This is a genomic window from Streptomyces sp. SCSIO 75703, from assembly GCF_036607905.1.
GTDB lineage: Bacteria > Actinomycetota > Actinomycetes > Streptomycetales > Streptomycetaceae > Streptomyces.
The window spans coordinates 4,230,282-4,254,136 of record NZ_CP144555.1; the positions used below are offsets into that span (position 1 = coordinate 4,230,282).

The window sequence follows — 23,855 nt, forward strand, 5'->3', positions numbered from 1 at the left end:
TCACGTCAGACGCACGAGGGGCCCACAGGGTTACTTCGCGCACTGGGCCTTGTCGGCGGTGGACTTGTCCAAGTCCGGTGTCTTCACCGAGGCCGCGTCGAGCTTGACCCCGGCGCCCTTGAAGTCCTTGCCGAGGGTGAGCGTCATCGTGGGCAGGCCCTGGGAGTTGGTGACGCTCTCGCCCGGCTTCATCGCCGAGCCGGACAGTCCGAGGAGACCGGCGAGGGCGCGCGCCTGGTCGGCCTGGTCGGGGGCGTACTCCAGGGTGGTCTTCGCCAGTTCCTTCGGCGCGTTGCCGGCGTTCTCGGACTTGGTGACGCCGGCCTGGGTCTGGAGCCAGGCCAGTTCCTTCTGGGCGCTGCCGGTGGCCGCCCCGCCGTTGAGGATGCGGACGCGGATCTCGGAGGGGTCGGACTTGGCGCCCTCCAGCCGGGCGGCGACCGCGGCGGCCTCCTTCTTCTCCTGCTTCTTCACCTCGGTGAAGGAGATGTCGTTGATGATCATGTCGAAGACCTGGGCGGCCTCCGGCTTCATCACGACCGTCGCCTTGACCTTCTCCGCCGGGTTGTCGTCCACCGGCACCGTGGCGAAGGTGATGTTCTTCGTCGGCACCTTCTTCAGTTCCAGGGCGACGTCCTTGAGCGTGCCGACGTTGCCGATCGCCGCGTCGACCGTCAGCGCGTCGGTCGCCGCCTCGGCCAGCTTCACCAGCTTGGTGGGGCTGGTGAGGGTGTCGCCGGAGGCCATCTTCCGCATCAGCGAGCCGAGGAACTGCTGCTGCACCTTGATCCGGTCCAGGTCGCCCTCGTTGCCGAAGGCGTGCCGGGTGCGGACGAAGGCGAGGGCGTCCTCGCCCGCGACGTTGGACGTGCCGGCGGGGAGTTTGAGCCGGGACTTCTTGTCGTCCACGGCCTTCTCCACGCAGACCTCCACGCCGCCGACGGCCGTGGTCAGCGTCTTGACCGCGTTGAAGTCGGCCATCATGAAGTGGTCGACGGGGATGCCGGTCGCCTCTTTGACGGTGCGCATGGCGCAGCCGGCGTCCCGGCCGCTCTCGCCGAGGCTGCGGTTGAAGCGGACGTCCGTCTCGCCGGGGATGATCTGGGTCGAGCCGTCGTCCTGCTTCGTCGGGCAGTCCGGGATGTCGACGATCATGTCGCGGGGGATGCTGAGCGCGGTCGCGTTGGAGCGGTCCTTGGCGACGTGCAGCAGGATGTTGGTGTCGGCGTGCCCGACGCTGCCGGCGTCGCCGTAGCCCTCGTTCCCCTCACCGGTGCGCTTGTCGGTGCCGATGATGAGGATGTTGAAGGCCTCGTCCTTGCTGAAGTTGCTGCTGCCGGCGTTGCCGACGTCCGTCGTCGAGACGTTGCCCTCGAGGTGCTTGAGGTAGAGGTAGCCGCCGACACCGGCCGCGAGGACGACGAAGGCCGTGGTGCCGCCGGTCCACAGGAGGATCTTCCCGCCGCGCCGCTTCTTCGCGGGCCGGCGTCCGCGCCGGCCGGGGGCCGGTTCCGGGGGCGCGGAGCGGCGCCGCCGCTGCGGCGGCACCTCACGGCCGGGCGCGGCGGTGCGGGAGCGGCCGGCGCGGGCGGGCGGCGCGGCGTCCTCGGCGTCGGCGGAGGGGGCGGACCGGTCCGCGGCGGACGGCCCGGGAGCCCGTGCGGAGCCGGTGGTGTGCGGGGCGGCGCCCCGGGGCGGGGGGACGTCCGCGTGCGGCGCGGAGCCGGCGTCCGGTCGCGGAGCGGAAGGGGGCAGTCGCAATTCGTATTCGCCCGTACGCGGATTCCGCACCCACTGGTCTGCGGGGTCGATGTTCTCCGCCCGCCCACGTCCTTGCGCGTCCACGGTCTCCCAATCCTCCGACGGGGCCACGCGGCGCCTTCCCGGAAGGCGCACGGTAAAGGTGTCAGCAAGTGCACGCGGCCAGGACGGAGCACGTGGCGCGGGCACTGGAGCGCTCACACTATCCGCCAAGTTCAGCGCCGAACGACACAGGTGACAAATTCGACGATCCTACAACAGGGCAATTTGGCTCATATTCCTGAGCATCTCCGCCCGGTCGGTGTCCAGTCAGGTCACTTCGCGCACGCCACCTTGTCCGCCGTCGACTTCCGGAGTCCCTCGGGCGCCTTCGCGGCGGGCGCGTCGAGCCCGATCCCGGCGCCGGGGGAGTCCTTGCCGAGGGTGAGCGTCATCGTGGGCAGGCCCTGGAGGTTGACGACGCTCCCGCCCGGTTTCACGGCCGAGCCGGACAGGCCGAGGGCGCCGGCGGGCCTGGCGGCCCTGGCGGGGGCGTACGCGGGGGTCGTCCTCGCCACCTCGCGCGGGGCGTCGCCGGCGTTCTCCGGCCGTGTGACGCCGGTCTCTTTCTGGAGGTGCGGCAGTTCCCTCCGCGCGCTGCCGTCGGGGGCGCCGCCGTCGAGGACGCGGACCCGGACCTCGGGCGCCGTGGACCTGGGGCCCGTCCGCCGGGCCGCCGCCGCGTCGGTCCGCTCCGCCTTCCCCTCCTCTCGGCCTCGGTGAAGAAGACGTCGTCACGGAACATGCGGAAGGCCTGGGCCGCGCAGTCCTCGCTGAGCACGACCGTCGCCTTGGCCTTCTCCTCCGGGTTGTCGGCCACCGGCACGGTGGTGAAGGGCAGGTTCCTGATGTCGAGCCGGCCCAGCTCCAGGCCGAGGTCCTCGGGCGGTCTCACCGGATCGCTCAGATCAACCGCCCGAGTCGGCACCGCAGGTCGGCAGGGACGTGTTCCACGGCCTCCGCAACCGGCTGTTCCACCCCGTCTTTCGGGTAAGGGCCGCGGTGTCCGGCTCTTCTTGGCGGGGTTTTGGAGGGCGCTTTCGCGGAATCGCGGCGAAGACGTCGCGGGCCCCTTCGGCACCGTGACGAACCGACCTGCGGGGGGCCGTTCCCCCCGGGGGAGTTCGGGCACTCCGGGCACCCGTCCGGCCCGCCCCTGGGAACGGAATCCCCGGGCGGGCCGCCGTCCGGGCACGGCGGGGGAGCACCCCGGGGTAGAGCGTCCCGGGCTCTGTCATGGTCGATCAACGCCCTTGCGAATAAAAGGAATCGAGAAGAACTCGGGGGGATTTGGCGCAGATCGCGCGAGAGTGCGGACGGAAGCACGCAAAGGGGCCGGGCGGGCCGTTGCGGAGGAGGCGGGAGCGGGCCTTCCGCAATGGCGGTCGATACCGCCGAGGACAAAGCGCTTTGCCGAGGAGAGCCGCCCCGGCGCGCGGCGCCCGCCCGCCGGAACGCGACGGCGCGACCGCGTGCCGACGGCGGCGGCGACGGCATCGGCGCCGCGGCGCCGACGAGGGGCCGGGACCGCGGCCGTGGGCCGCCCGGCCGCCGCGCTCCCGGCGGCGGGTCAGCGTGCCGTCGCCGACACCCGTTCCGTCTCGATCCGCTGATCCAGCGTCTCCTGCCCGGCCAGCTCCAGATGCCGGCAGAGCACCACCGAGCCCCCGGTCGCCAGCGGCCCGTACAGCCCGGCGTTCAGCCCCTCCCAGGTGTCGTACGCGAGCCCCGACAGGATGCGCGTGCCCGGCCCGATCAGGCCCATCTCGGACGCCTCCGCCCGCGCCCGCTCCACCACCTCGGCGCCGCTGAACTCCCGTCCGGCCACGATGAGCGCGGGCTCGTCCGGGTCCACCGGCGCGTACGGCGCGAAGCGGTCGCCCTGCCCCGGCACCTCCACCGCGTAGTCCGCGAACCCCTCCGGAACCTCGGGGAACCGGCCTCCCAACGGGCGCAGCGCCAGCGCGATCCGCGCGCCCCGGCAGGCCCGTGCCGCCTCCAGGGACTCCGGATCGGGTCCGCTCACCACCACGTCGGCCGCGGCCGGCTCGCCCGCCATGTCGGCGACCACGCCCACCGAGGCGCACGCCAGCAGCCACACCGCCGTCTGCCAGTGCGCGGGCAGCAGCAGCGCGACCCGGTCACCGGGTTCGACGGAGAGTTCGTCCTGAAGGAGGTTGGCGGTCTTCGCCACCCAATTGGCGAAGGTGGCCACGGAAAGTTCGACGCGTTCGCCGGTGGCGTCGTCGTAGAAGGTCACCAGGGGGCGTCCCGGGTCCGCGGCGAGCGCGGAACTCAGCAGGTCGGCAGGGGTGCGGTCGGTCGCGTTCACCCGGGCAAGCGTACGCGCCGCCGCCCCGCGGCACCGAGCGGCCGGGCCACCCGGGCGGGCGGCGGCACCCTACGGGCCGTCAGATCCCGGATGGACAGATTTATCCGAATATGTTCAGGATCAGGGGCATGCGTGGATTCCTTGCTTCCTCGATCGGCGTCACCTGCGCGACCGCACTCGCCCTGCCGGCCGCCGCGCCCCCCGCGACGGCCTCCCCGGCGACCCCCGCGAGCCCGACGCCCTCCGGCACCGGACGAACGACGGCGACGGCGCCCAACGGGGCCGCCGTGCCCGGCTCCACCCAGTCGCTGCCCCTGCGCTCGGTGGGCCACGACCGCGCCCAGAGCGCCCCCGGCACCGCCCAACAGGGCGTGCCCCGCCAGTCCGTACGCCCCTTCTCGCTGGTCGGCGTCGTCTGGGACGACCCGGACGCCCCGCTGCACGGCCAGGTCCAGGTCCGCACCCGCGCGGCCGGCAGCGGCACCTGGTCGCCGTGGCGGGACCTGGAGACCCACCAGGACGACCACGCCCCCGACCCCGGCACCGCGGAGAGCGCCCGGGGCGGGACGCGGGGGGCCACCGCCCCGCTGTGGGTGGGCGACGCGGACGGCGTCGAGGTCCGCGTCCGCGCGGCGGACGGCACCGGCGACCCGCACACCCGGGGCCCCGCCGCCCCGCTCCCCTCCGGGCTCCGCCTCGAACTCGTCGACCCCGGGGACGACATGCCCCCGCCCGCGGCCTCCGGCCGGGCCGGCGCCCCCACGGGACCCGCCGCGCCCGCCGCCGAACTCCCCGCCCTGGACCGGGCGGCCACCGAGAGCCGGCTCGCGGGCGCGACCGGCGTGCCGGCGGCAGCGCGGGCCAAGCGGTACATCGGACCGCGCCCCGCCATCGTCACCCGCCACGGCTGGGGCGCGGACGAGAGACTGCGCGAGAAGTCCTTCGTCTACACCAAGAAGGTCCGCGCCGCCTTCGTGCACCACACCGCCACCGGCAACGACTACGCCTGCGCCCAGGCCCCCTCGGTGATCCGCGGGATCCACCGCTACCACGTGCGCAGCCTCGGCTGGCGCGACGTCGGCTACAACTTCTTCGTCGACAAGTGCGGAAAGATCTACGAGGGCCGGGCGGGCGGCGTCGCCAAACCCGTCCTCGGCGCCCACACCATGGGCTTCAACTCCGACAGCACGGGCATCGCCGTGCTCGGCACCTTCGGCTCCCACCAGCCGCCGTCCGCCGCCGTGAAGGCCGTCGCCCGGCTCACCGCGTGGAAACTCGGCCTCCAGGGCGTCAACCCGCGCGGCAAGACCTCCCTGAAGTCCGCCGGCGGCAACCTGTACCGCAAGGGCAGCAAGGTCCGGCTCGACACCATCTCCGGCCACCGGGACGGCTTCTCCACGAACTGCCCCGGCGCCAAGCTGTACGCGAAGCTCGGCACGGCCCGCTCCACCGCGGCCTCCTACCAGGGACGCTGAGCACCGTCCGGGGCGGCACCACCGCCGCCGCGCCCGGGGCGGCCCCCCGTGCGGCCCCCCGCGGCGCCGGGCGGCGGTCTGCCTACACTGGCCGGTCGAAAGAGAGTTCGGCCGGTCCGGCAGGAAGCAGAGACGACAGGTGACAGAAGCGATCCTCCTGGTCGGCGGCAGGGGCACGCGGCTGCGTCCGCTCACGGTGCGCACCCCGAAGCCCATGGTGCGCGCGGCGGGGGTGCCGTTCCTCACCCACCAGCTCGCGCGGGCCAAGGCGGCCGGCGTCGAGCACATCGTGCTCGCCACCTCCTACCTCGCCGAGGTCTTCGAACCGTACTTCGGCGACGGCGCCACGCTCGGACTGCACATCGAGTACGTGACCGAGGAGGAACCCCTCGGCACCGGCGGCGCGCTGCGCAACGTCGCCTCCCGGCTGCACTCCGGTCCCGAGGAGCCGGTACTCGTCTTCAACGGCGACATCCTGACCGGCCTGGACATCCGCGCCCTGGTGCGCACCCACACGGAGACGGGCGCGGACGTCTCCCTGCACCTGACCAGGGTGAACGATCCGAGGGCGTACGGACTGGTCCCGACGGACGGCACGGGACGCGTCCTCGCCTTCCTGGAGAAGCCGCAGACGCCCGAGGAGATCGTCACCGACCAGATCAACGCGGGCGCCTACGTCTTCCGCCGCTCCGTCCTCGACACCATCCCGGCGGGCCGCCCCGTCTCGGTCGAGCGGGAGACCTTCCCCGGGCTGCTGGCGAACGGGGCCCACCTGCAGGGCATGGTCGACTCGACCTACTGGCTGGACCTCGGCACCCCGGCCGCCTTCGTGCGCGGCTCGGCCGACCTGGTGCTGGGCCGGGCCCCGTCCCCGGCGGTGCCGGGCCGCTGCGGGGACCGGCTGGTGCTGCCCACGGCCACCGTCGCGGCGGGCGCCGAACTGTCCGGCGGCACGGTGGTGGGGGAGGGGGCCTTCGTGGCCGACGGCGCGCGGATCGTCGGCAGCGCGATCCTGCCGGGGGCGGTCATCGAGCCGGGCGCGGTCGTCACCGACTCGCTCGTCGGCACCCGCGCCAGGGTCGGCACGCGCTCCGTCCTCACCGACACGGTGGTGGGGGACGGCGCGGTCGTCGGCGCCGACAACGAACTCCGCTCCGGCGCCCGCGTCTGGTGCGACGTCCGCATCCCGGCGGGCTCGGTGCGCTTCTCGTCCGACACGTGAGCGGGCGGCCGTCCGGCGGGGCGACCGCGGACCGCGGACCGGGGCACTGGCCCGGCCGCGTGGGCCGGGGCCCGGCCAACCGGCCCAGTGGGTTGGGGCCCGGACGCGCCGGCCCGCTCGTGCGGGCGAGGGCCGGCCGGGGTCAGAGGCGTTCGATGCGGCGCGGTGCCATCCGCGGGGCCCGGCGCGGCGGCACCTGTCCGCTGAGCAGCACCAGCCGCGCGGCCCGGTGCCGCTGACCGGCGTACGGCTCCAGCAGCCGCAGCATCTCCGCGTCGTCCGCCGACCGGTCACCGGCCAGCGCGTACCCGACGATCCCCGGCAGGTGCAGGTCGCCCACGGTGACCGCGTCCGGCGCCCCGTGGCTGCGCTGCACCGTCTCCGCCGAGGTCCAGGGGCCGATGCCGGGCACCACCTCCAGCCGCCGCCGGGCCTCCCCGGGCTCCATCGCGGCCGTCTCCTCCATCCGGGCGGCGAGCCGCACGGCCCGCAGCACGGTGGCGGCCCGCTTGTCGTCCACACCGGCGCGGTGCCACTCCCACGACGGGATCAGCGCCCAGGTACGCGGCGCCGGCATGACGGCCATCCGCTCGGGCGCGGGCCCCGGCGCGGGCTCCCCGAACCGGAGCACGAGCAGCCGCCACGCCCGGTACGCCTCCAGGGTGGTGACCTTCTGCTCCAGCACCGAGGGGATCAGCGATTCCAGCACGAGCCCGGTCCGCGTCAGCCGCAGTCCGGGCCGCCGGCGCGCGGTGAGCGCCAGCAGCCGGTGCCGGGGCACGAACGCGGCGGGGTCGTCGTCGGCGCCGAGCAGCGCGGGCAGCCGCTCCAGCAGCCACCCGGCGCCCGGTCCCCAGGCCTGGCCGCGCACCTCGCCCCCGCGTACGGAGATCCGCAGCGTGCCCGGACCGGCGGGGGTCCGGCTGGCCCGCCACACCGACCCGTCGGGCAGCGACCGGAAGGTCGGGTCGCCGGGGCCGCGCCGCAGCGGGCCGAGCACCAGCCCCGGTTCCAGCGGCCCGTCCGGCACCCACACGCGGACCGCCCCGGGCGCCGGCGCCTGCCGCGGCACGCGTCCGCGCGCGGGCACGGCGGCGGGCCCGCCGGGCGACACGGGGGTCGCGCGCGGGGGCCGGGGGGAGAAGCGTCCTGCCACGGAGGGTCCTGGGCCTGGGGAGCGGGGGTCCCTACGAGAGTAGGGGGTCGCCGCGGCGGACCGGCGCGTCCGCCGCGGTGGTTCAGCGCACGGTGACGAAGGCGTCCGGGTCCCGCTCCGGCCGCGCCCGCGGCTCCTCGGCGGGGTGCCCCACCGCGACGGCGCCCATCGGGTCCCAGTCGCCGGGCAGGTCCAGCACCTCGCGGACGACGTCCCGGCAGAACATCGTCGAGGACACCCAGGCCGAGCCCAGCCGCTCCCCGGCGAGTGCCACCAGCAGGTTCTGCACGCCGGCGCCGGTGGCGACGAGGAACATCTCCCGTTCGGCGCCGTCGCGCCGCGCGTCCCCGTAGGTGTGCGAGCCGTCCATGACCAGGCAGGGGACGACGAGGTAGGGGGCGTTGCGCAGGACGTCCCCGCGCCGCACCCGCCTGGCGATGGACTCCTCGCTCTTGCCGTCGCGGCGCAGGTCCGCGATCCAGGCGTCCCGCATGGCGTCCAGCAGCCTGAGCCGGGACGCGGCCGACTCCAGCAGCACGAACCGCCACGGCGTGGTGTGGTGCGGGGCCGGCGCGGTGACCGCCGCGGCCACCGCCCGGCGCACGGCGCCCGGATCGACCGGCTCGTCGGTGAAGGCCCGTACCGTACGGCGCTGGGTGACCGCCTGCCGGACCGCCTCGGAGGTGCCGAGGCGGAACATGTCGTCGCGGGCGCCGCGCACCAGGGCCCGCGTCCCCTCGCCGTCGTCCTCGGCGACCACATGCGGGAGCCCGCGCACCACGGCGACGGGCAGTCCGGCGGACTTGCCCTTGACCAGGTCGCCGGCGGCCGCGAGTTCGTCGGCGGTGGCGACGACGGTGGCGCTGAGCGGGTGGCCGTGCGCGTCGGTGCCGCCGCGCAGGTCGTCGAGGACGCGGACACCGGCGGCGCCGATCGCCACGTCGGTCAGCCCGGAGCGCCAGGGGCGCCCGAAGGTGTCGGTGACGATCACGCCGACGTCCACGCCGAGCAGGTCGCGCAGCCCCTCGCGGATCGTCCGCGCGGAGGCGTCGGGGTCCTCGGGGAGCAGCAGTACCGTCCCGGCGGGGGTGTTGGAGGCGTCGACCCCGGCCGCGGCCATGACCAGGCCCTGCCGGTTCTCGACGATGCGCAGCGTGCCGCGCCGGGCCACCACCCGGACCGTCTCGGCGTCGATCGCGGCCTCCCGGTCGGCGGCCTCGACCACGCGGCCCTCGGCCTTGGACACGATCTTGGAGGTGACGAGGAGCACGTCCCCGTCGGAGAGGCCGGGTTCGGCGGCGGCGATCAGCTTGGCCAGGTCGTCGCCCGGCCGGATCTCGGGGAGTCCGGGGACGGCCCAGACCCGGTACCCGTCCGCGGGGGGCGTGCTCATGCGGCCCGCACCTCCCGGGCCAGCGCCAGCGCCTCCTCGGCCATCCGGGCCGCGGCGTCCGGGTCCGTCATCATCAGCGGCACCGCCCGGCAGCGGATGCCGGCCGCCTCGACCCGGTCGACGACGCCCGCGTCGACCGTGTCGACCAGCCAGCCGTCGAGCAGCCCCGATCCGTAGTGCTCGGCGACCGCCGCCGCCGAGGTCTCCACGCCGACCGCCGCGAGCACCTTGTCGGCCATCCCGCGCACGGGCGCGTCCCCGACGATCGGGGAGAGGCCCACCACGGGCACCCCGGCGTCGGCGATGGCCTCCCGGATGCCGGGCACGGCGAGGATGGTGCCGACGGACACGACCGGGTTGGAGGGCGGGAAGAGGATGACGTCCGCCTCGGCGAGGGCCTCCAGGACGCCGGGCGCGGGCTTCGCCTGCTCGGCGCCGACCGGCACGATGGCCTCGGCGGGGACCGAGGCCCGCAGCCGCACCCAGTACTCCTGGAAGTGGACCGCCTTGCGCTCGCCGTCCACCTCGACGGCGACGTGCGTCTCCACCCGGTCGTCGCTCATCGGGATGAGCCGGACGCCCGGCTGCCAGCGGTCGCACAGCGCCTGGGTCACGGCGCTGAGCGGATAGCCGGCGCCGATCATCTGCGTCCGCACGATGTGGGTGGCGAAGTCCCGGTCGCCCAGGCCGAACCACTTTGGCCCGACGCCGTACGCCGCGAGTTCCTCCTTGAGGTGGAAGGTCTCCTCGGAACGCCCCCAGCCCTGCTCCTCGTTGATGCCGCCGCCGAGCGTGTACATCACCGTGTCGAGGTCCGGGCAGACCTTCAGCCCGAAGAGGTGGATGTCGTCCCCGGTGTTGCCGATGACCGTGATGTCCGCGTCCGGCGCGGCCCGCTTCAGACCGCGCAGGAAACGGGCACCGCCGATGCCGCCTGCCAGAACCACAATGCGCATGGGGGTCAGTCTTGCAGGCGGCGCCGACAACGCGTCGGCCAGTCGTCGACGCGCGGACCCGTACGGCACCGTGCCGGGGCCGCGCGAGCGCGGGCGGCGCCGGCACGCGCCCGGCCCGGCCGCCCGCGCGTCAGCCGGCCGTCACCGCGCCCGCGCCCGTGTCGCGCGGCGCCGCGGCGGCCGGGCACTGCGGGGAGTGCATGGGCATCCGGGTCAGCCCCGGGTGGTAGACGTGCAGGCTGACCGCGCCGTCGAGGGAGTCGTTGACCACCGTGTGCGCGTACCCGGGGGCGAACACCCGCTGGGCGCCGGCACCCAGCACGCGCGTGGAGCGCCGGGTGCGCTCGGTGAGCGTGCCCTCCAGGACGGTCAGGATGCCGCTGGAGTCGCCGTGGTCGTGCGGGCCGCTGCCCTGGCCGGGCACCCAGGAGAGGAGCCACACCTCGTAGCCGGGGCCGGTGCGCAGCCGGTGGTACCAGCGGGTGGTGGCGTCGTAGCGGACGAGCGGGGCCCACTGGGACCGGTCGGCGGCCAGCGAGCGGGCCAGCCCGGCGAACTCGGCGACGGTCGCCGGGTGCTCGCGCGGGGGCTGGAGGAGGTGGGGGACTTCGAGGATGTCGCCGGCGATCTGGAGGTCGCTGTCGCTGTTCATGGGTGGGGTGGTTCCTCGGCGAATGAGGGCGGAAGCCGGTGGGAGACGCGGCGGAGGAGAGCAGGGAGGCGGGCCGTGGACACGCCTCGGGCGGGGGAGCGCGCGCCCGGGTGGGGCGGGACGCGGGGGGAGGGCCGGTCGCGTGGACCGGATCACCGGGTGCGGTTCGGCCGGAGCGGGTGGCTCAACGGCCGCGGCGCGCGGGACACGCGCGACACGCGGTACGGAAGGAACGGCGACAGCTACGACGAGCGCGGGCAGCACCGTGGGACCCGGCGAGGCGGGTCGAGGCGTGTGCCAAGTTCGCGAGCATGCCCCCTAGGACAGCGGCTCACACTCACCGTGTCAACTTGCCGACCGTTTTGTGGGATATGTTTCACCTCATCCGGTTCATCTCTCCGGTGAAAGGTTTGCTCAGACGGGTTGCGGGACACATGGCGCTCAAGCCGGGCACACGACCTCCGTTGCGATCCCGTGATCTCGCTGTGATCAGGCTCGCTTCGGTCCGTGTGTCGGAACGAGAACGAACGCCGGCGCGTCTCCCCCTGTAGGGCACGACGGGGCCGGAGGTCGCCGGCGGGGCTCGTCGGGGTGTCAAGGTTTATGCCGATTTGAACACTTTCCGCATGGCCTTGGTTCCGCAGAGTGAATAAGGGGCCCAATAGCAGATCTCGGCTTGACTCGCCCGGAGCAGCACACTTGTAATTTCACTCGTGTCGTTCAGCCGGAATCGGTAACGGCTACATCACGGGGACGCGAAGAGACAGACGAGGGGCGCACATGACCGAGCTGGTGCAGCAACTGCTGGTCGACGACGCGGACGAGGAACTCGGCTGGCAGGAGCGCGCGCTGTGCGCCCAGACCGACCCCGAGTCCTTCTTCCCCGAGAAGGGCGGTTCCACCCGGGAGGCGAAGAAGGTCTGCCTCGCCTGCGAAGTCCGCTCCGAATGCCTCGAGTACGCCCTCGCCAACGACGAACGCTTCGGCATCTGGGGCGGACTGTCCGAGCGTGAGCGCCGCAGGCTGAAGAAGGCCGCGGTCTGACCCGGACCCGGACCGCGCGCACCCGCGCCGGCCGGGCCGGCGCGCGCGGACCCCACCACCTCCCCCTCGGTACGCCGGCGGGAACGGCCCGTCGCGGGTGGCTTGTCCACAGGCGGCGGGCCGTCGTCATGCCCAGCCGATAGTGTGGTCGCTCGTCCGAGAAGCCCGGCCCTCCTCACAGGTCACGGGCGTCCACCGCAGTCCACCGAACCGGGGCCCGTACCTCGATGTCCGTGCACAGCCACACGGCAGCCCAGCAAGACCTCGCTGCCACACCTGAGTTCCCGCGTCACGTGGTGACCGCGGTCCTCGTTTCCCACGACGGAGCCCGCTGGCTGCCCGACGCGCTCGCGGGGCTGCTCGGCCAGGAGCGCCCCGTCCAGTACGCGGTGGCCGCCGACACCGGCAGCGCCGACGACTCCGCCCGGCTGGTCACCGACGCGCTCGGCGACGACCGCGTGCTGCACCTCGCCCGGCGGACCGGCTTCGGCCAGGCCGTCGGGGAGGCCGCCCGCAGCGCGCCGGAGCCGACCCCCGACGACCTGCCGTACCTGAAGCGGCCCAGCGGCTGGGACCCCGTCACCCGCACCTGGCGCGACGACGCCTACGACCTGCCCGAACTGCCGCACGGCGAACCGGTGCAGTGGCTCTGGCTGCTGCACGACGACTGCGCCCCCGAGCCCGACGCCCTCGCCGAACTCCTCCGCGTCGTCGACACCGAGTACGAACTCGGCCGCGACGACGTCGCCGTCGTCGGCCCCAAGCTCCGCGGCTGGTACGACCGCCGGCAACTGCTGGAGGTCGGCGTCTCCATCGCCAACTCCGGCCGCCGCTGGACCGGCCTGGACCGCCGCGAGCAGGACCAGGGCCAGCACGACCACGTCCGCTCCGTCCTCGCGGTCTCCACCGCCGGGATGCTGATCCGGCGTGACGTCTTCGACCGGCTCGGCGGGTTCGACCGCCGGCTGCCCCTGATGCGTGACGACGTCGACCTGTGCTGGCGGGTGCACGCCGAGGGCCTGCGCGTCCTCATCGCCCCCGAGGCCGTCCTGCGCCACGCCGAGGCCGCCTCCCGCGAACGCCGCGCCGTCGACTGCGCGGGCCGCACCACCGCCTCCCCGCACAAGGTGGACAAGGCCGGCGCCGTCCACACCCTGCTCGTCAACACCCGTACCGCGGCGCTGCCCTGGGTGCTGCTGCGCCTCGTCGTCGGCACCCTGCTGCGCACCCTCGCCTACCTCGTCGGCAAGGTCCCCGGCCAGGCCGTGGACGAGATACGCGGCCTGCTCGGCGTCCTGCTGCGGCCCGAACGCGTCCTCGCCGCACGGCGGGAGCGGGGCCGCCCGCGGATCGGCAAGGAGGAACTGCGCCCGCTGTTCCCGCCGCCCGGCGCGACCATCCGCGTCACCGTCGAGCAGATGGCGGGGAACCTGGGCGGCGGCTCCGACGAGACCGCCTCCGGTGCCGGACGGCACGGCGGCGGCATCGAGTCCGGGCCCGGCGGCGACGACGCCGACTTCCTGGAGGTCGAGCAGTTCGCCCGGCTCAAGCGCGTCGCCCGCAAGCCCGCGCCGCTCCTCTTCGCCCTGCTCCTGCTCGCCTCGCTGGTGGCGTGCCGTCAGCTCCTCGGCGGCGGCGCGCTGGCCGGCGGTGCCCTGCTGCCCGCCCCCGGCGGCGCCGGCGAACTGTGGTCGCGCTACTTCGACGCCTGGCACACCGTCGGCACCGGCGGCACCGCCTCCGCCCCGCCCTACCTCGCCGTCGTCGCCCTGCTCTCCTCGATCCTGCTGGGCTCGACCGGGCTGGCCCTCACCGTGCTCCTGGTCTGCTCGGTGCCGCTGGCCGGCCTCAGCGCCTACTTCGCCTCCCGGCCGCTCGTCACCTCCCGGCTGCTGCGCGCCTGGGCCGCCGTCGCCTACGCCTTCCTGCCCGCCGTCACCGGCGCGCTGGCCGGCGGACGCATCGGCACCGCCCTTCTCGCCGTGTTGCTCCCGCTCCTCGCCCGCGCGGGCGTCGCCGCCGCCGGCCTCGCCCACGAGGACGGCACCCGCGGCACCTGGCGGGCCACCTGGGCCTACGCGCTGCTGCTGACGGTCACCACCGCCTTCACCCCCGTGGTGTGGCCGATCGCGCTGCTCCTCGGCATCGGCGTGCTGGCGCTGCGCCGGGCCGACCTCGCGGCGTACGGGCCGCGCTTCCTCGCCCAGTTCGGCACCCCCCTGCTGGTCCTCGCGCCCTGGTCGCTGTCGCTGCTGCCCTTCGGCTTCCTCGCCGAGGCCGGCCTCGGCCACGGCGCCTCCGCCGCCTCCGCGCTCGACCTGCTCGGGATCAGCCCCGGCGGACCCGGCACGGTCGGCGGGCTCGTCCTCGTCGGCATCGTGCTGGCCGCCCTCGCCGCCCTGCTGCGCTCGGAACGCCGGCTGGGCATCCTGACCGCCTGGGCCGTCGCGCTGACCGGACTGGTCTTCGCCGTCCTGGCCAACGCCTCCGCCTGGGCCGGCCCCGCCACCCTCGTCTACGGCATCGCCCTGCTCTCGGCCGCCGCCCTCGGCGCAGACGGCGCCCGGTCGCGGGTGGCCGAGGAGAGCTTCGGCTGGCGCCAGCCGGTCGCCGCGCTGATCGCCCTCGCCGCGGCCGTCGGACCGCTGATCTCCGCCGCGGGCTGGATGATCGGCGGCGCCGACGGGCCCCTGGCGCGCCGCGACCCGGTCCAGGTCCCGGCGTTCGTCGCCGAGGAGAGCCGCACCCGCGACCAGCCCCGCACCCTCGTCCTCGACAGCGACTCCGCCGCCCGCGTCCGCTACTCGCTGGTCCGCGGCTCCGGCGCCCGCCTCGGCGACGCCGAACTGGCCGCCGAGGCCGGCGGCGACGCCCGCCTCGACAAGGTCGTCGGCAACCTGGTCGCCGGCTCCGGCGCCGACCAGGCCGGCCAGCTCGGCGGCTTCGCCGTCCGCTACGTCCTGGTGCGCAAGGGCGCCCCCCGCGACGTGGCCCGCGTCCTCGACGCCACGCCCGGCCTCAGCCGCCTCAGCCAGCAGGACGGCAGCGGACTGTGGCGGGTGAACCGGGAGGTCGCGCGCGCCACCCTCGTCTCCGAGGGCTCCGGCGGCGCCACCCCGGCCCGCCCCGAGCCCGTCGCCGCCGGCCCCGTCGAGATCCACACCGAGATCCCCGAGGGCGGCACGGGGCGCGTGCTGCGCCTCGCCGACAGCGCCGACGAGGGGTGGGTTGCCACCCTGGACGGCAAGCCGCTCACCCCGACCACGGTCGACGGCTGGGCCCAGGGCTTCCGGCTCCCCGAGACCGGCGGCAAGCTCGACGTCACCTACGAGGCCCCCTTCACCCACGGCGTCTGGCTCTGGACGCAGGGCTGCCTCGCCGTCGTCCTGGTCGTGCTCGCCCTGCCGGGCCGGCGCCGCGACGTCGACGACGACCTGCCCGAGGAGCCGGCCGTGCCCGAGCAGGCCGTCGCCGGGGAGGGCCGCCGGGCCCGCCGGCTGCGCGCCCAGGCCGAGGCCGAGGCGGAGGCGAGCGGAGTCCCGGCGGGCACCGGCCCGGACCCGGACGCCGGGCCCCACGCGGTGGACCCGCACGGCGAGCCCGCCCCCGTCCCGGCCCAGCAGTCCGGGCCCTACGAGGAGTGGGACACCGCCGGACAGCCGGCCCCGGGCCACGGCGGTCACGACGGGTACGGCGACCGGCAGGACGCCCCGCCCTACGACCAGGGCGGCTACGACCACAGCGGGTACGACCAGGGCGCCTACGCCCGGCAGCAGCCCTACGACGGGCAGGACCCGTACCAGGGCGGCGCCTACGACGGCACGCAGTACGGGGGCGGCACGTACGACCCGTACGGCTACGGCGGCCGGACCCCCGACGGCGGGTACGACCCGGCGTACGGCCGGGGCGGCTACGACACGCCGTACGACCCGGCCCGGCCCCCGCACCCCCACGGCACGGCCGACGAGCGTTCCGACGGGAGCCAGCAGTGAACCGCACGACCCTGTCCCTGATCGCCGGCGCGACCGCGCTCGCCGCCGTCACCGGATTCGCGGCGCTCACCTCGCCGGACGCCTCCGGCGCGGACGCCGTGGGCGCGGCGGCCCGGCTCCCGGTGGAGCGCACCAGTCTGCTCTGCCCGGCCCCGAGCACCTCCGACCTCGCGGAGACGACGTACACCTCGTTCACGCCGGTCACCAAGGGCGCCGAGGCCAAGGGCACCGCCGCGCTGCGCTCCGCGCGGGCCGGACGGGCCGAGGCCGACGCGGACGACGCGGCCGGGGCCGAGGACGGAGCGGCCGACGAGAACTCCGGGAGCACCGGTGACGACGAGAAGGACGAGAAGGACGAGAAGGACGGCAAGGACGGCAAGGACGGGGCCAAGGGCTCGGCGGGGGAGGTGAAGCCCCCCGTGGAGCCGGAGGCACCGGGCAAGCCGGCCACCGGCACGGCCTCCGGCGGCGAGACGCCGGCCTTCATCGGCACCGCGGACGGCAGCCACGCCTCCGGCTGGACCGTGCAGCAGACCACGGAGGTCACCGCGGGCAACGGCCGGGGCATGCTGGGCGTCGCCTGCACCCCGGCGGACACCGAGTTCTGGTTCCCGGGCGTCAGCACCGCGAGCGGCCGGACCGACTACGTCCACCTGACCAACCCGGACGACTCGGCGGCCGTCGTCGACATCGAGCTGTACGGCAAGGACGGTGCCCTGGAGTCCACGGCGGGCGAGGGCATCACCGTGGCCCCGAACTCCAGCGAGCCGATCCTCCTCTCCACGCTCAGCGAGGCGCGCGAGGCCGACCTCACCGTCCACATCGGCGTGCGCAGCGGCCGGGTCGGCGCCGCCGTCCAGTCCCTGGACGAGACGACCGGCGGCGACTGGCTGGCCGCGGCCACCGACCCGTCGGGCTCGCTGGTGCTGCCGGGCATCCCCGAGGACGCCACGGCGGTGCACCTGGTGGTGTTCACGCCGGGCGGCATCGACGCCGACCTGAAGGTGCGGCTCGCCTCCCCCTCCGGGACGATCACGCCCGCCGGGCACGAGACGCTGCACGTCAAGGCCGGGACGACGACGGGCGTGGACCTCGGCGACGTCATGCGGGACGAGGCGGGCTCGCTGGTGCTGACGCCGACCGGCGGCTCCGTGCCCGTGGTGGCCGCCGCCCGGGTGGTGCGCGGCAAGGGCGAGGGCCAGGAGTCGGCGTTCGTCCCGGCGACCCGGCCGGTCGGGAAGCGGGCGACGGCCGCGGACAACCGCGCCAAGGCCACCAGGCTCTCCCTGGCCGCCCCCGCCGAGGGCGCGAAGGTCAGGGTCACCGCCTCCGCCGGCAGCGACGGGGGCGCGGCGGCCTCACGCGAGTACACGCTCAAGGCCGGGACGACGCAGAACGTGGAACTGCCCGTCCCCGAGGGGCTGGAGGGCGTCTACGCGCTGACCGTCGAACCGCTCTCCGGCGGCCCGGTCTACGCGGCCCGCACGCTGCTGGGACCGGAGAAGGGCGACGTGGCCGCCTTCACCGTCCAGACCCTCCCGGACGACCGGGGCATGGTCGCGGTGCCGCACGCCGAACAGGACCTCTCCGTCCTCGTCCGGTGACGGCCCCGGGCGGGGCACCCGGGTCGCCGGCCGCCCCGCCCGCCGGCCGGCCGGTGCCCCGCCTCGCCCGACTGTCTCCGCCCCGCCCCGCGGGACCCGCGGGCATCCGGTCCTGCCGGTCCGCCCCCCGGCCCCGCCGTCCGGCCGGGCCGGGCACCTTGTTCCCAGTCCGGCCCGGCCCGATCCGCCCGGCCCCGCGGCCGGGCCTCGCGCCGGGCGGTCAGTCCTCGCCGTAGCGCGGGTCCACCGTCTCCGGGGTCAGGCCCAGCAGTTCGGCGATCTGCTCCACGACCACCTCGTGCACCAGTGCCGCGCGCTCGTCCCGGCCCTTGCTGCGGATCTCCACCGGCCGCCGGTAGACGACCACCCGCGCGCGGTGTCCGTCCCGCGCCGGCAGCACGCCGCCCAGCGGCACCGCCTCGTCGTTCCAGACCGGGTACGCCCCGCCCGCCTGCGGCACCTCCAGGACGTGGAAGTCGACGTCGGCCAGTTGCGGCCACCGCCGCTCCAGCCGTTCCACGGAGTCCTGCACCAGGTCCGCGAAGAGGTCGGCGCGGCTCGCCGCGAGCGGTACCTGGGGCGGGGCGATCGGGCCTCGCATGCCCCGGCCGTGCCGGTCGCGCCGGCGGGGCCCCGGGCCGCCGGCGGGGGGCGTCATGGGGGAGTCCATCACGCCTGAAGGGTAGTCCTCGCGGCCTCCGGGCGCCCGAGCGCGCGCCGCGCGCACCCCCGCCGCCGTGGCGGCCCGCACCGCATGTCGCAGGATGACCATTCCAGCCAAGATTGGGCTCGATTCCGTACCTCTCCATGACCGGGGCGCTCACGGCAAATGGCCCCCTTTATAGCGACTAGTGACCGCTCCGCAGCGTGTCCGGTTCGCCGAAGTACGGCGTCCACGCAGGTCAGGAAGGAGCGTCCGCGGGGCGTGTGGCGTGATTCACACGGCGACACGGTGGTGTGACCTGAGGGGGAGTCGTCGCGGCCCGCTCAAGAGTGCGGTACCGTCCAACATCGTGAGCCCTGTACGTCGCTGTTCGCGCACCGCCTGCGGTCGTCCCGCCGTCGCGACGCTGACGTACGTCTACGCCGACTCGACCGCGGTCCTCGGTCCGCTCGCCACCTACGCCGAACCCCACTGCTACGACCTGTGCGCCGAGCACTCCGAGCGCCTCACCGCCCCGCGCGGCTGGGAGGTCGTCCGGCTCCTCGACGGTTCGGCCCCCGCCCGCCCCAGCGGCGACGACCTGGAGGCGCTGGCCAACGCCGTGCGCGAGGCGGCCCGCCCCCAGGAGCGGCGCACCGCCGAGGGCGGCGGACCGCGGACCGACCCGATGGAGGTCGCCCGCCGGGGTCACCTCCGCGTCCTGCGCTCGCCGGACAACTGAGCGGCGCCGGCGCCCACCTCCCGTACCTCTTTCCCCTCCCGGTGCCGCCCCGCGGTCTTCCGCCTGGTGAGCGGTGTCTCCCGCGTCCCACCCGCCCCACGCTCCGGCATCCGTTGCCGCACACCCATTGACGCGCGCTTGTCGCGGACACGACCATTCCGGGATCGCGAGATATCACTTTCGCATGGCGGAAACCGGGGAGGCGCCCGTGTACGTCCAGGAACTGGAACCCGTCGCCGATTCGCTGGCACTGTCCGCCCTCGTGGCGGCCCTGCCCCTGCTCACCGTCCTCGTCCTGCTCGGCGGCGTCCGCATGAAGGCGCACCTCGCCGGGCTCACCGGCCTGCTGGCCGCCGTGCTCGTCGCCTGGCTCGCCTACGGCATGCCGCTCGGCCAGACGGTCTCCAGCGCCGCCCAGGGCGCCCTGTTCGGCCTGTTCCCCATCCTGTGGATCGTCGTCAACGCCCTGTGGGTGTACCGGATGACCGTTCGCACCCGGCACTTCGACGTCCTGCGCCGCTCCTTCGGACGGCTCTCCGACGACCCGCGCATCCAGGCCCTCGTCATCGCCTTCTGCTTCGGCGCCCTGCTGGAGGCCCTCGCCGGCTTCGGCGCCCCCGTCGCCATCTGCTCGGTGATGCTCGTCGCGCTCGGCTTCGACCCGGTACGCGCCGCGGTGGTCTCGCTGGTCGCCAACACCGCGCCGGTCGCCTTCGGCGCCATGGGCACCCCGGTCGTCACCCTCGCCCAGGTCACCGGGCTGCCACTGGACGACGTCGCCTCCGTGGTGGGCCGTCAGACCCCGCTGCTCGCCCTCGTCGTGCCTCTCGTCCTGGTCGGGCTCGTCGACGGCCGCCGGGGACTGCGCGAGACATGGGCGCCCGCGCTGGCCTGCGGAGCCGCCTTCGCCGTCGCCCAGTTCGCCGCCTCCAACTTCCTCTCCGCCCAACTCGCCGACATCGTCGCCGCGCTGGCCGGCGCCGGCGCCCTGGTCGCCGTCCCGGCCGCCCGCCGCCCCGCCGCCGAACCCGTCCGCGCCGCCGTGCTGACCGGCGCGCGCAGCGAGGAACTCGACGAGGAGGACCCGCGCCGCGAGACCGTCCGCGCCTACGCCCCCTACGCGCTGATCGTCCTCGTCTTCTCCGTCGCCCAGATCCCCGCCGTCAAGCACCTGCTGGACCGGGCCACCCGGAGCTGGGACTGGCCGTTCCTCGACGTCGTCGGAGCCGACGGCACCCCGGCCGGCGGCAACGTCTTCACCTGGCCGGTCCTGTCCACCGGCGGCACCCTCGTGCTGATCGCCGGGCTCGGCACCGCCGCGGTGCTCGGCGTCCGCGCCGGGACGGCGGCCCGCGAATGGCTCGCCACCGTCCGCGAACTGCGCTTCGCCCTGCTCACCGTGACCTCCGTCCTCGCCCTCGCCTACGTGATGAACCTCTCCGGACAGGCCGCCACCATCGGCCACTTCGTCGCCGCGGCCGGCGCCGGACTGGCCTTCCTCTCCCCGGTGCTCGGCTGGTTCGGCGTCGCCGTCTCCGGCTCCGACACCTCCGCCAACGCCCTCTTCGGCGCCCTCCAGGTCACCGCCGCCCGGGAGTCCGGCCTCTCACCCGTCCTGCTCGCCTCCGCCAACAGCTCGGGCGGCGTCCTCGGCAAGATGATCTCCCCGCAGAACCTCACCATCGCCTGCGCCGCCGTCGGGCTCGCGGGCCGCGAGGGCGACCTGCTGCGCAAGGTGCTCCCCTGGAGCGCGCTCCTGCTGCTGGTGATGTGCCTCATCGTCGTCGCGCAGTCCTCGCCGGTCCTGGGCTGGATGCTGCCCTGACCGGGCCCTGCGCCCGTCCCGTCCGCGTGCCTACGGGTAGTTTGTGGGCACCGACAGGACTCCAGGAAGGTTGGCCGTGGCTGCTGATCTGTCACAGATCGTCAAGGCGTACGACGTGCGCGGCGTGGTCCCGGACCAGTGGGACGAGACGCTGGCCGGACTCTTCGGCGCCGCCTTCGCCGAACTGACCGGCGCCGGCGCGCTCGTGGTCGGCCACGACATGCGGCCCTCCTCCCCCGGACTCTCCGGCGCCTTCGCCCGGGGCGCGGCCTCCCGCGGCGCGGACGTGACCGAGATCGGCCTGTGCTCCACCGACCAGCTCTACTACGCCTCCGGGGCGCTCGGCCTGCCCGGCGCCATGTTCACCGCCTCGCACAACCCCGCCCGCTACAACGGCATCAAGATGTGCCGGGCGGGCGCGGCCCCCGTCGGCGAGGACACCGGCCTCGCCGAGATCCGCGCCCTGGTGGAGGGGTGGACCGAGACCGGCGCCCCCGAACCCGCCGCCCGCACCGGCACCCTCACCCGCCGGGACACGCTGGGCGACTACGCCGCCCACCTGCGCTCCCTCGTCGACCTCACGGGCATCCGCCCCCTCAAGGTCGTCGTCGACGCGGGCAACGGCATGGGCGGCCACACGGTCCCCACCGTCTTCTCCGGCCTGCCCCTGGACCTCGTGCCGTTGTACTTCGAACTGGACGGCACCTTCCCCAACCACGAGGCCAACCCGCTCGACCCGGCCAACCTCGTCGACCTGCAGCGACGCGTCCGCGAGGAGGGAGCCGACCTCGGCATCGCCTTCGACGGCGACGCCGACCGCTGCTTCGTCGTCGACGAGGCCGGGGCCCCCGTCCCGCCGTCCGCCGTCACCGCCCTCGTCGCCGCCCGCGAACTCGCCCGCAACGGCGGCACCGGCATCGTCATCCACAACCTGATCACCTCCTGGTCCGTGCCGGAGGTCGTCGAGGAGAACGGCGGCACCCCGGTCCGCACCCGCGTCGGCCACTCCTTCATCAAGGCCGAGATGGCCCGCACCGGCGCCCTCTTCGGCGGCGAGCACTCCGCCCACTACTACTTCCGCGACTTCTGGAACGCCGACACCGGCATGCTCGCCGCCCTCCACGTCCTCGCCGCCCTCGGCGGACAGGACGGCCCGCTGTCCGCGCTGGTCGCCCAGTACGACCGCTACGCCGGCTCCGGCGAGATCAACTCCACCGTCGCCGACCAGGCCGGCCGCCTCGCCGCGATCCGGGCCGCCTACGAGGACCGCGACGGCGTCACCCTCGACGAACTCGACGGCCTGACCGTCACCGCCGCCGACTGGTGGTTCAACGTCCGCTCCTCCAACACCGAACCCCTGCTGCGCCTGAACGCCGAGGCCCGCGACGAGGCCACCATGCGCGCCGTCCGCGACGAGGCCCTGGCCCTGATCAGGGGCTGAGCCGCGCTGCCTGCCGGGCCCCCGGGCGGGCCCTCACCGGCTCGACCGAGGGGCCCCCTCCGGAGGTACCCTGACCAGCACATCAGCACACGCCGAACGCTCCCGAAGGGAACCCCCATGCCGCTCGAAGCCGGCCTCCTGGAGATCCTCGCCTGCCCGGCCTGCCACGCCCCCCTCGAAGAGCGGGAGGCCGAACTGGTCTGCACCGGCCAGGACTGCGGCCTGGCCTACCCGGTCCGCGACGGCATCCCCGTCCTCCTCGTCGACGAGGCCCGCCGCCCCGAGTGACCCGCCCGGGAGCCGGCCGCCCGGCACCACCTTGGCCACTGTTCTCCCGGACACCGGGTAGCCGACCACGGGAGAGCACCTGACGCCCCGGCGATCGGAGACTGCCGCCATGCTCGACGAATCGCTGCTCGACACCCCCGAGGGCCTCGCCGAGGCCGACCGGCGCGGACTGCTGCGCGGCGCCGCGGAGGCCGGCGCACGCGTGCGCACCGCCGCCCGGCACGCCGCCGAGGCCGGCGTCGGCGACCTCAAGCCCGACGGCCGGCCCCGCGCCGTCCTGATCGCCGGCCCCGGCGCCGCCGCCACCCACGCCGCCGACCTCCTGGGCACCCTCGCGGGTGCGGGCAGCCCCGTCATCCGGCTCGCCCCCTCCGGCGTCGCCCCCGCCGCGGGCGCCCTGCGCTGGGAACTGCCCGGCTGGGCCGGCTCCGTGGACCTCCTGCTGATCGCCAGCCCCGAGGGCACCGAGCCGGGCCTCTCCCTCCTCGCCGAACAGGCGTACCGGCGCGGCTGCACCGTCGTCGCCGTCGCCCCCGTCCGCTCCCCGCTGAGCGAGACGGTGAGCGGCTCCCACGGCATGTTGCTGCCGATGGACACCGCCCCCTACGACCAGGAGGAACCCGTCGCCGGGTCCGCCCCCGGCGTGCTGTGGGCGCTGCTCACCCCGCTGCTCGCCCTGCTGGACCGCATCGGACTCCTGGACGCCCCGCCCGACGCCGTCGAACGGGTCGCCGACCGCCTCGACCGCATCGCCGAACGCTGCGGACCCGCCGTCGCCACGTACGGCAACCCGGCCAAGACCCTCGCCGCCGAACTCGCCGACGCCCTCCCGCTGATCTGGACCGAGGGCACCTCCGCCGGGCCGGCCGGACGCCGCTTCGCCGCCGGCCTCGCCGAACTCTCCGGCCACCCCGCCGTCGTCGCCGAACTCCCCGAGGCCCTCGCCGCGCACGGCGCCCTGCTCTCCGGCCGGCTCGCCGCCGGCGCCGACCCCGGCGACTTCTTCCGCGACCGCGTCGAGGACACACCCGCGCTGCACGCGCGCGTGGTGCTGCTCCGCGACCGCCCCGCGGGCGGCCTCACCGCCGCCCCCGCCGCCCGTGACCTGGCGCTCGGCCACGACACGCCGATCAGCGAACTCGAACCGGAGGCGGGCGGCGAACTGGAGACCCTCGCGGAACTGATCGCCATCACGGATTTCGCCGCCGTTTACCTGGCGCTCGCCTCGGGCGCCTGACCTCGTACGTACCCGGTACGCGCCCCCGTCGGCACGCACCACGCGCACACCCC

18 protein-coding genes are annotated in these 23,855 nt (G+C 75.1%); 10 read left to right on the plus strand and 8 right to left on the minus strand.

Annotated features, from left to right (window positions below):
• Nucleotides 1-30: 30 nt before the first annotated feature.
• From VM636_RS18645 to VM636_RS18655, 3 genes are all read right to left on the minus strand, one after another.
• Nucleotides 31-1,845: an LCP family protein gene (locus VM636_RS18645; RefSeq protein WP_030422610.1), complete on the minus strand. Its 1,815-nt coding sequence runs from the start codon at nt 1,843-1,845 to the stop codon at nt 31-33.
• A 230-nt stretch (nt 1,846-2,075) separates the two neighbouring features.
• Nucleotides 2,076-2,318, minus strand: coding sequence for a hypothetical protein (locus VM636_RS18650; protein ID WP_338485183.1), 243 nt, complete (start codon nt 2,316-2,318; stop codon nt 2,076-2,078).
• 1,052 nt (nt 2,319-3,370) lie between these two features.
• Nucleotides 3,371-4,132, minus strand: coding sequence for a TIGR03089 family protein (locus VM636_RS18655; protein WP_053914180.1), 762 nt, complete (start codon nt 4,130-4,132; stop codon nt 3,371-3,373).
• 128 nt (nt 4,133-4,260) lie between these two features.
• On the opposite strand from VM636_RS18655, the gene VM636_RS18660 reads away from it, so the two are divergent.
• Nucleotides 4,261-5,607: a peptidoglycan recognition protein gene (locus tag VM636_RS18660; RefSeq protein WP_338485184.1), complete on the plus strand. Its 1,347-nt coding sequence runs from the start codon at nt 4,261-4,263 to the stop codon at nt 5,605-5,607.
• 139 nt (nt 5,608-5,746) lie between these two features.
• Entirely contained in the window at nt 5,747-6,829 is a 1,083-nt protein-coding gene (locus VM636_RS18665) for an NDP-sugar synthase (protein WP_030422607.1), read from the plus strand.
• 142 nt (nt 6,830-6,971) lie between these two features.
• On the opposite strand, the gene VM636_RS18670 is transcribed toward VM636_RS18665, so the two are convergent.
• The 4 genes from VM636_RS18670 to VM636_RS18685 all read right to left on the minus strand — a co-directional run bounded on the left by VM636_RS18670 (nt 6,972) and on the right by VM636_RS18685 (nt 10,986).
• Complete coding sequence (locus VM636_RS18670; protein WP_030422606.1) at nt 6,972-7,985, minus strand: DNA-3-methyladenine glycosylase 2 family protein; 1,014 nt, start codon at nt 7,983-7,985, stop codon at nt 6,972-6,974.
• A gap of 82 nt (nt 7,986-8,067) precedes the next feature.
• Entirely contained in the window at nt 8,068-9,378 is a 1,311-nt protein-coding gene (locus tag VM636_RS18675) for a coenzyme F420-0:L-glutamate ligase (protein ID WP_030422605.1), read from the minus strand.
• On the minus strand, nt 9,375-10,334 hold the full coding sequence (gene cofD, locus VM636_RS18680; RefSeq protein WP_030422604.1) for a 2-phospho-L-lactate transferase: 960 nt from the start codon (nt 10,332-10,334) through the stop codon (nt 9,375-9,377). The genes VM636_RS18675 and cofD overlap by 4 nt, the downstream gene beginning before the upstream one ends.
• Before the next feature lie 130 nt (nt 10,335-10,464).
• Complete coding sequence (locus VM636_RS18685) at nt 10,465-10,986, minus strand: cysteine dioxygenase family protein (RefSeq protein ID WP_030422603.1); 522 nt, start codon at nt 10,984-10,986, stop codon at nt 10,465-10,467.
• A 780-nt stretch (nt 10,987-11,766) separates the two neighbouring features.
• On the opposite strand from VM636_RS18685, the gene VM636_RS18690 reads away from it, so the two are divergent.
• The 3 genes from VM636_RS18690 (at nt 11,767) to VM636_RS18700 (ending at nt 17,626) form a co-directional block, all read left to right on the plus strand.
• A complete protein-coding gene (locus VM636_RS18690; protein WP_003975777.1) occupies nt 11,767-12,030 on the plus strand; it encodes a WhiB family transcriptional regulator in 264 nt (87 codons plus the stop codon).
• Between the two features lie 227 nt (nt 12,031-12,257).
• The gene (locus VM636_RS18695; protein ID WP_338485185.1) at nt 12,258-16,022 is read left to right on the plus strand and encodes a glycosyltransferase family 2 protein; all 3,765 of its coding nucleotides are present in this window, start codon (nt 12,258-12,260) and stop codon (nt 16,020-16,022) included.
• On the plus strand, nt 16,019-17,626 hold the full coding sequence (locus VM636_RS18700; RefSeq protein ID WP_030422601.1) for a DUF5719 family protein: 1,608 nt from the start codon (nt 16,019-16,021) through the stop codon (nt 17,624-17,626). Before VM636_RS18695 ends, VM636_RS18700 begins: the two co-directional genes overlap by 4 nt.
• Before the next feature lie 220 nt (nt 17,627-17,846).
• Here VM636_RS18700 and VM636_RS18705 read toward each other — a convergent pair whose 3' ends face one another.
• On the minus strand, nt 17,847-18,296 hold the full coding sequence (locus VM636_RS18705) for a metallopeptidase family protein (RefSeq protein ID WP_030422600.1): 450 nt from the start codon (nt 18,294-18,296) through the stop codon (nt 17,847-17,849).
• A gap of 343 nt (nt 18,297-18,639) precedes the next feature.
• Between VM636_RS18705 and VM636_RS18710 the strand changes: the two genes are divergently transcribed.
• The 5 genes from VM636_RS18710 to VM636_RS18730 all read left to right on the plus strand — a co-directional run bounded on the left by VM636_RS18710 (nt 18,640) and on the right by VM636_RS18730 (nt 23,802).
• Nucleotides 18,640-19,011: a DUF3499 domain-containing protein gene (locus VM636_RS18710; protein WP_030422599.1), complete on the plus strand. Its 372-nt coding sequence runs from the start codon at nt 18,640-18,642 to the stop codon at nt 19,009-19,011.
• Nucleotides 19,012-19,219: 208 nt separating this feature from the next.
• On the plus strand, nt 19,220-20,836 hold the full coding sequence (locus tag VM636_RS18715) for an L-lactate permease (RefSeq protein ID WP_338486403.1): 1,617 nt from the start codon (nt 19,220-19,222) through the stop codon (nt 20,834-20,836).
• A 76-nt stretch (nt 20,837-20,912) separates the two neighbouring features.
• Nucleotides 20,913-22,277 carry a phosphomannomutase/phosphoglucomutase gene (locus tag VM636_RS18720; protein WP_030422597.1) on the plus strand — a complete coding sequence of 455 codons (1,365 nt, stop codon included), beginning with the start codon at nt 20,913-20,915 and terminating at the stop codon, nt 22,275-22,277.
• 117 nt (nt 22,278-22,394) lie between these two features.
• Nucleotides 22,395-22,565, plus strand: a complete 171-nt coding sequence (locus tag VM636_RS18725; RefSeq protein WP_078856207.1) for a Trm112 family protein — start codon at nt 22,395-22,397, stop codon at nt 22,563-22,565.
• A 109-nt stretch (nt 22,566-22,674) separates the two neighbouring features.
• Nucleotides 22,675-23,802: an SIS domain-containing protein gene (locus tag VM636_RS18730; protein ID WP_338485186.1), complete on the plus strand. Its 1,128-nt coding sequence runs from the start codon at nt 22,675-22,677 to the stop codon at nt 23,800-23,802.
• Nucleotides 23,803-23,855: the final 53 nt, after the last annotated feature.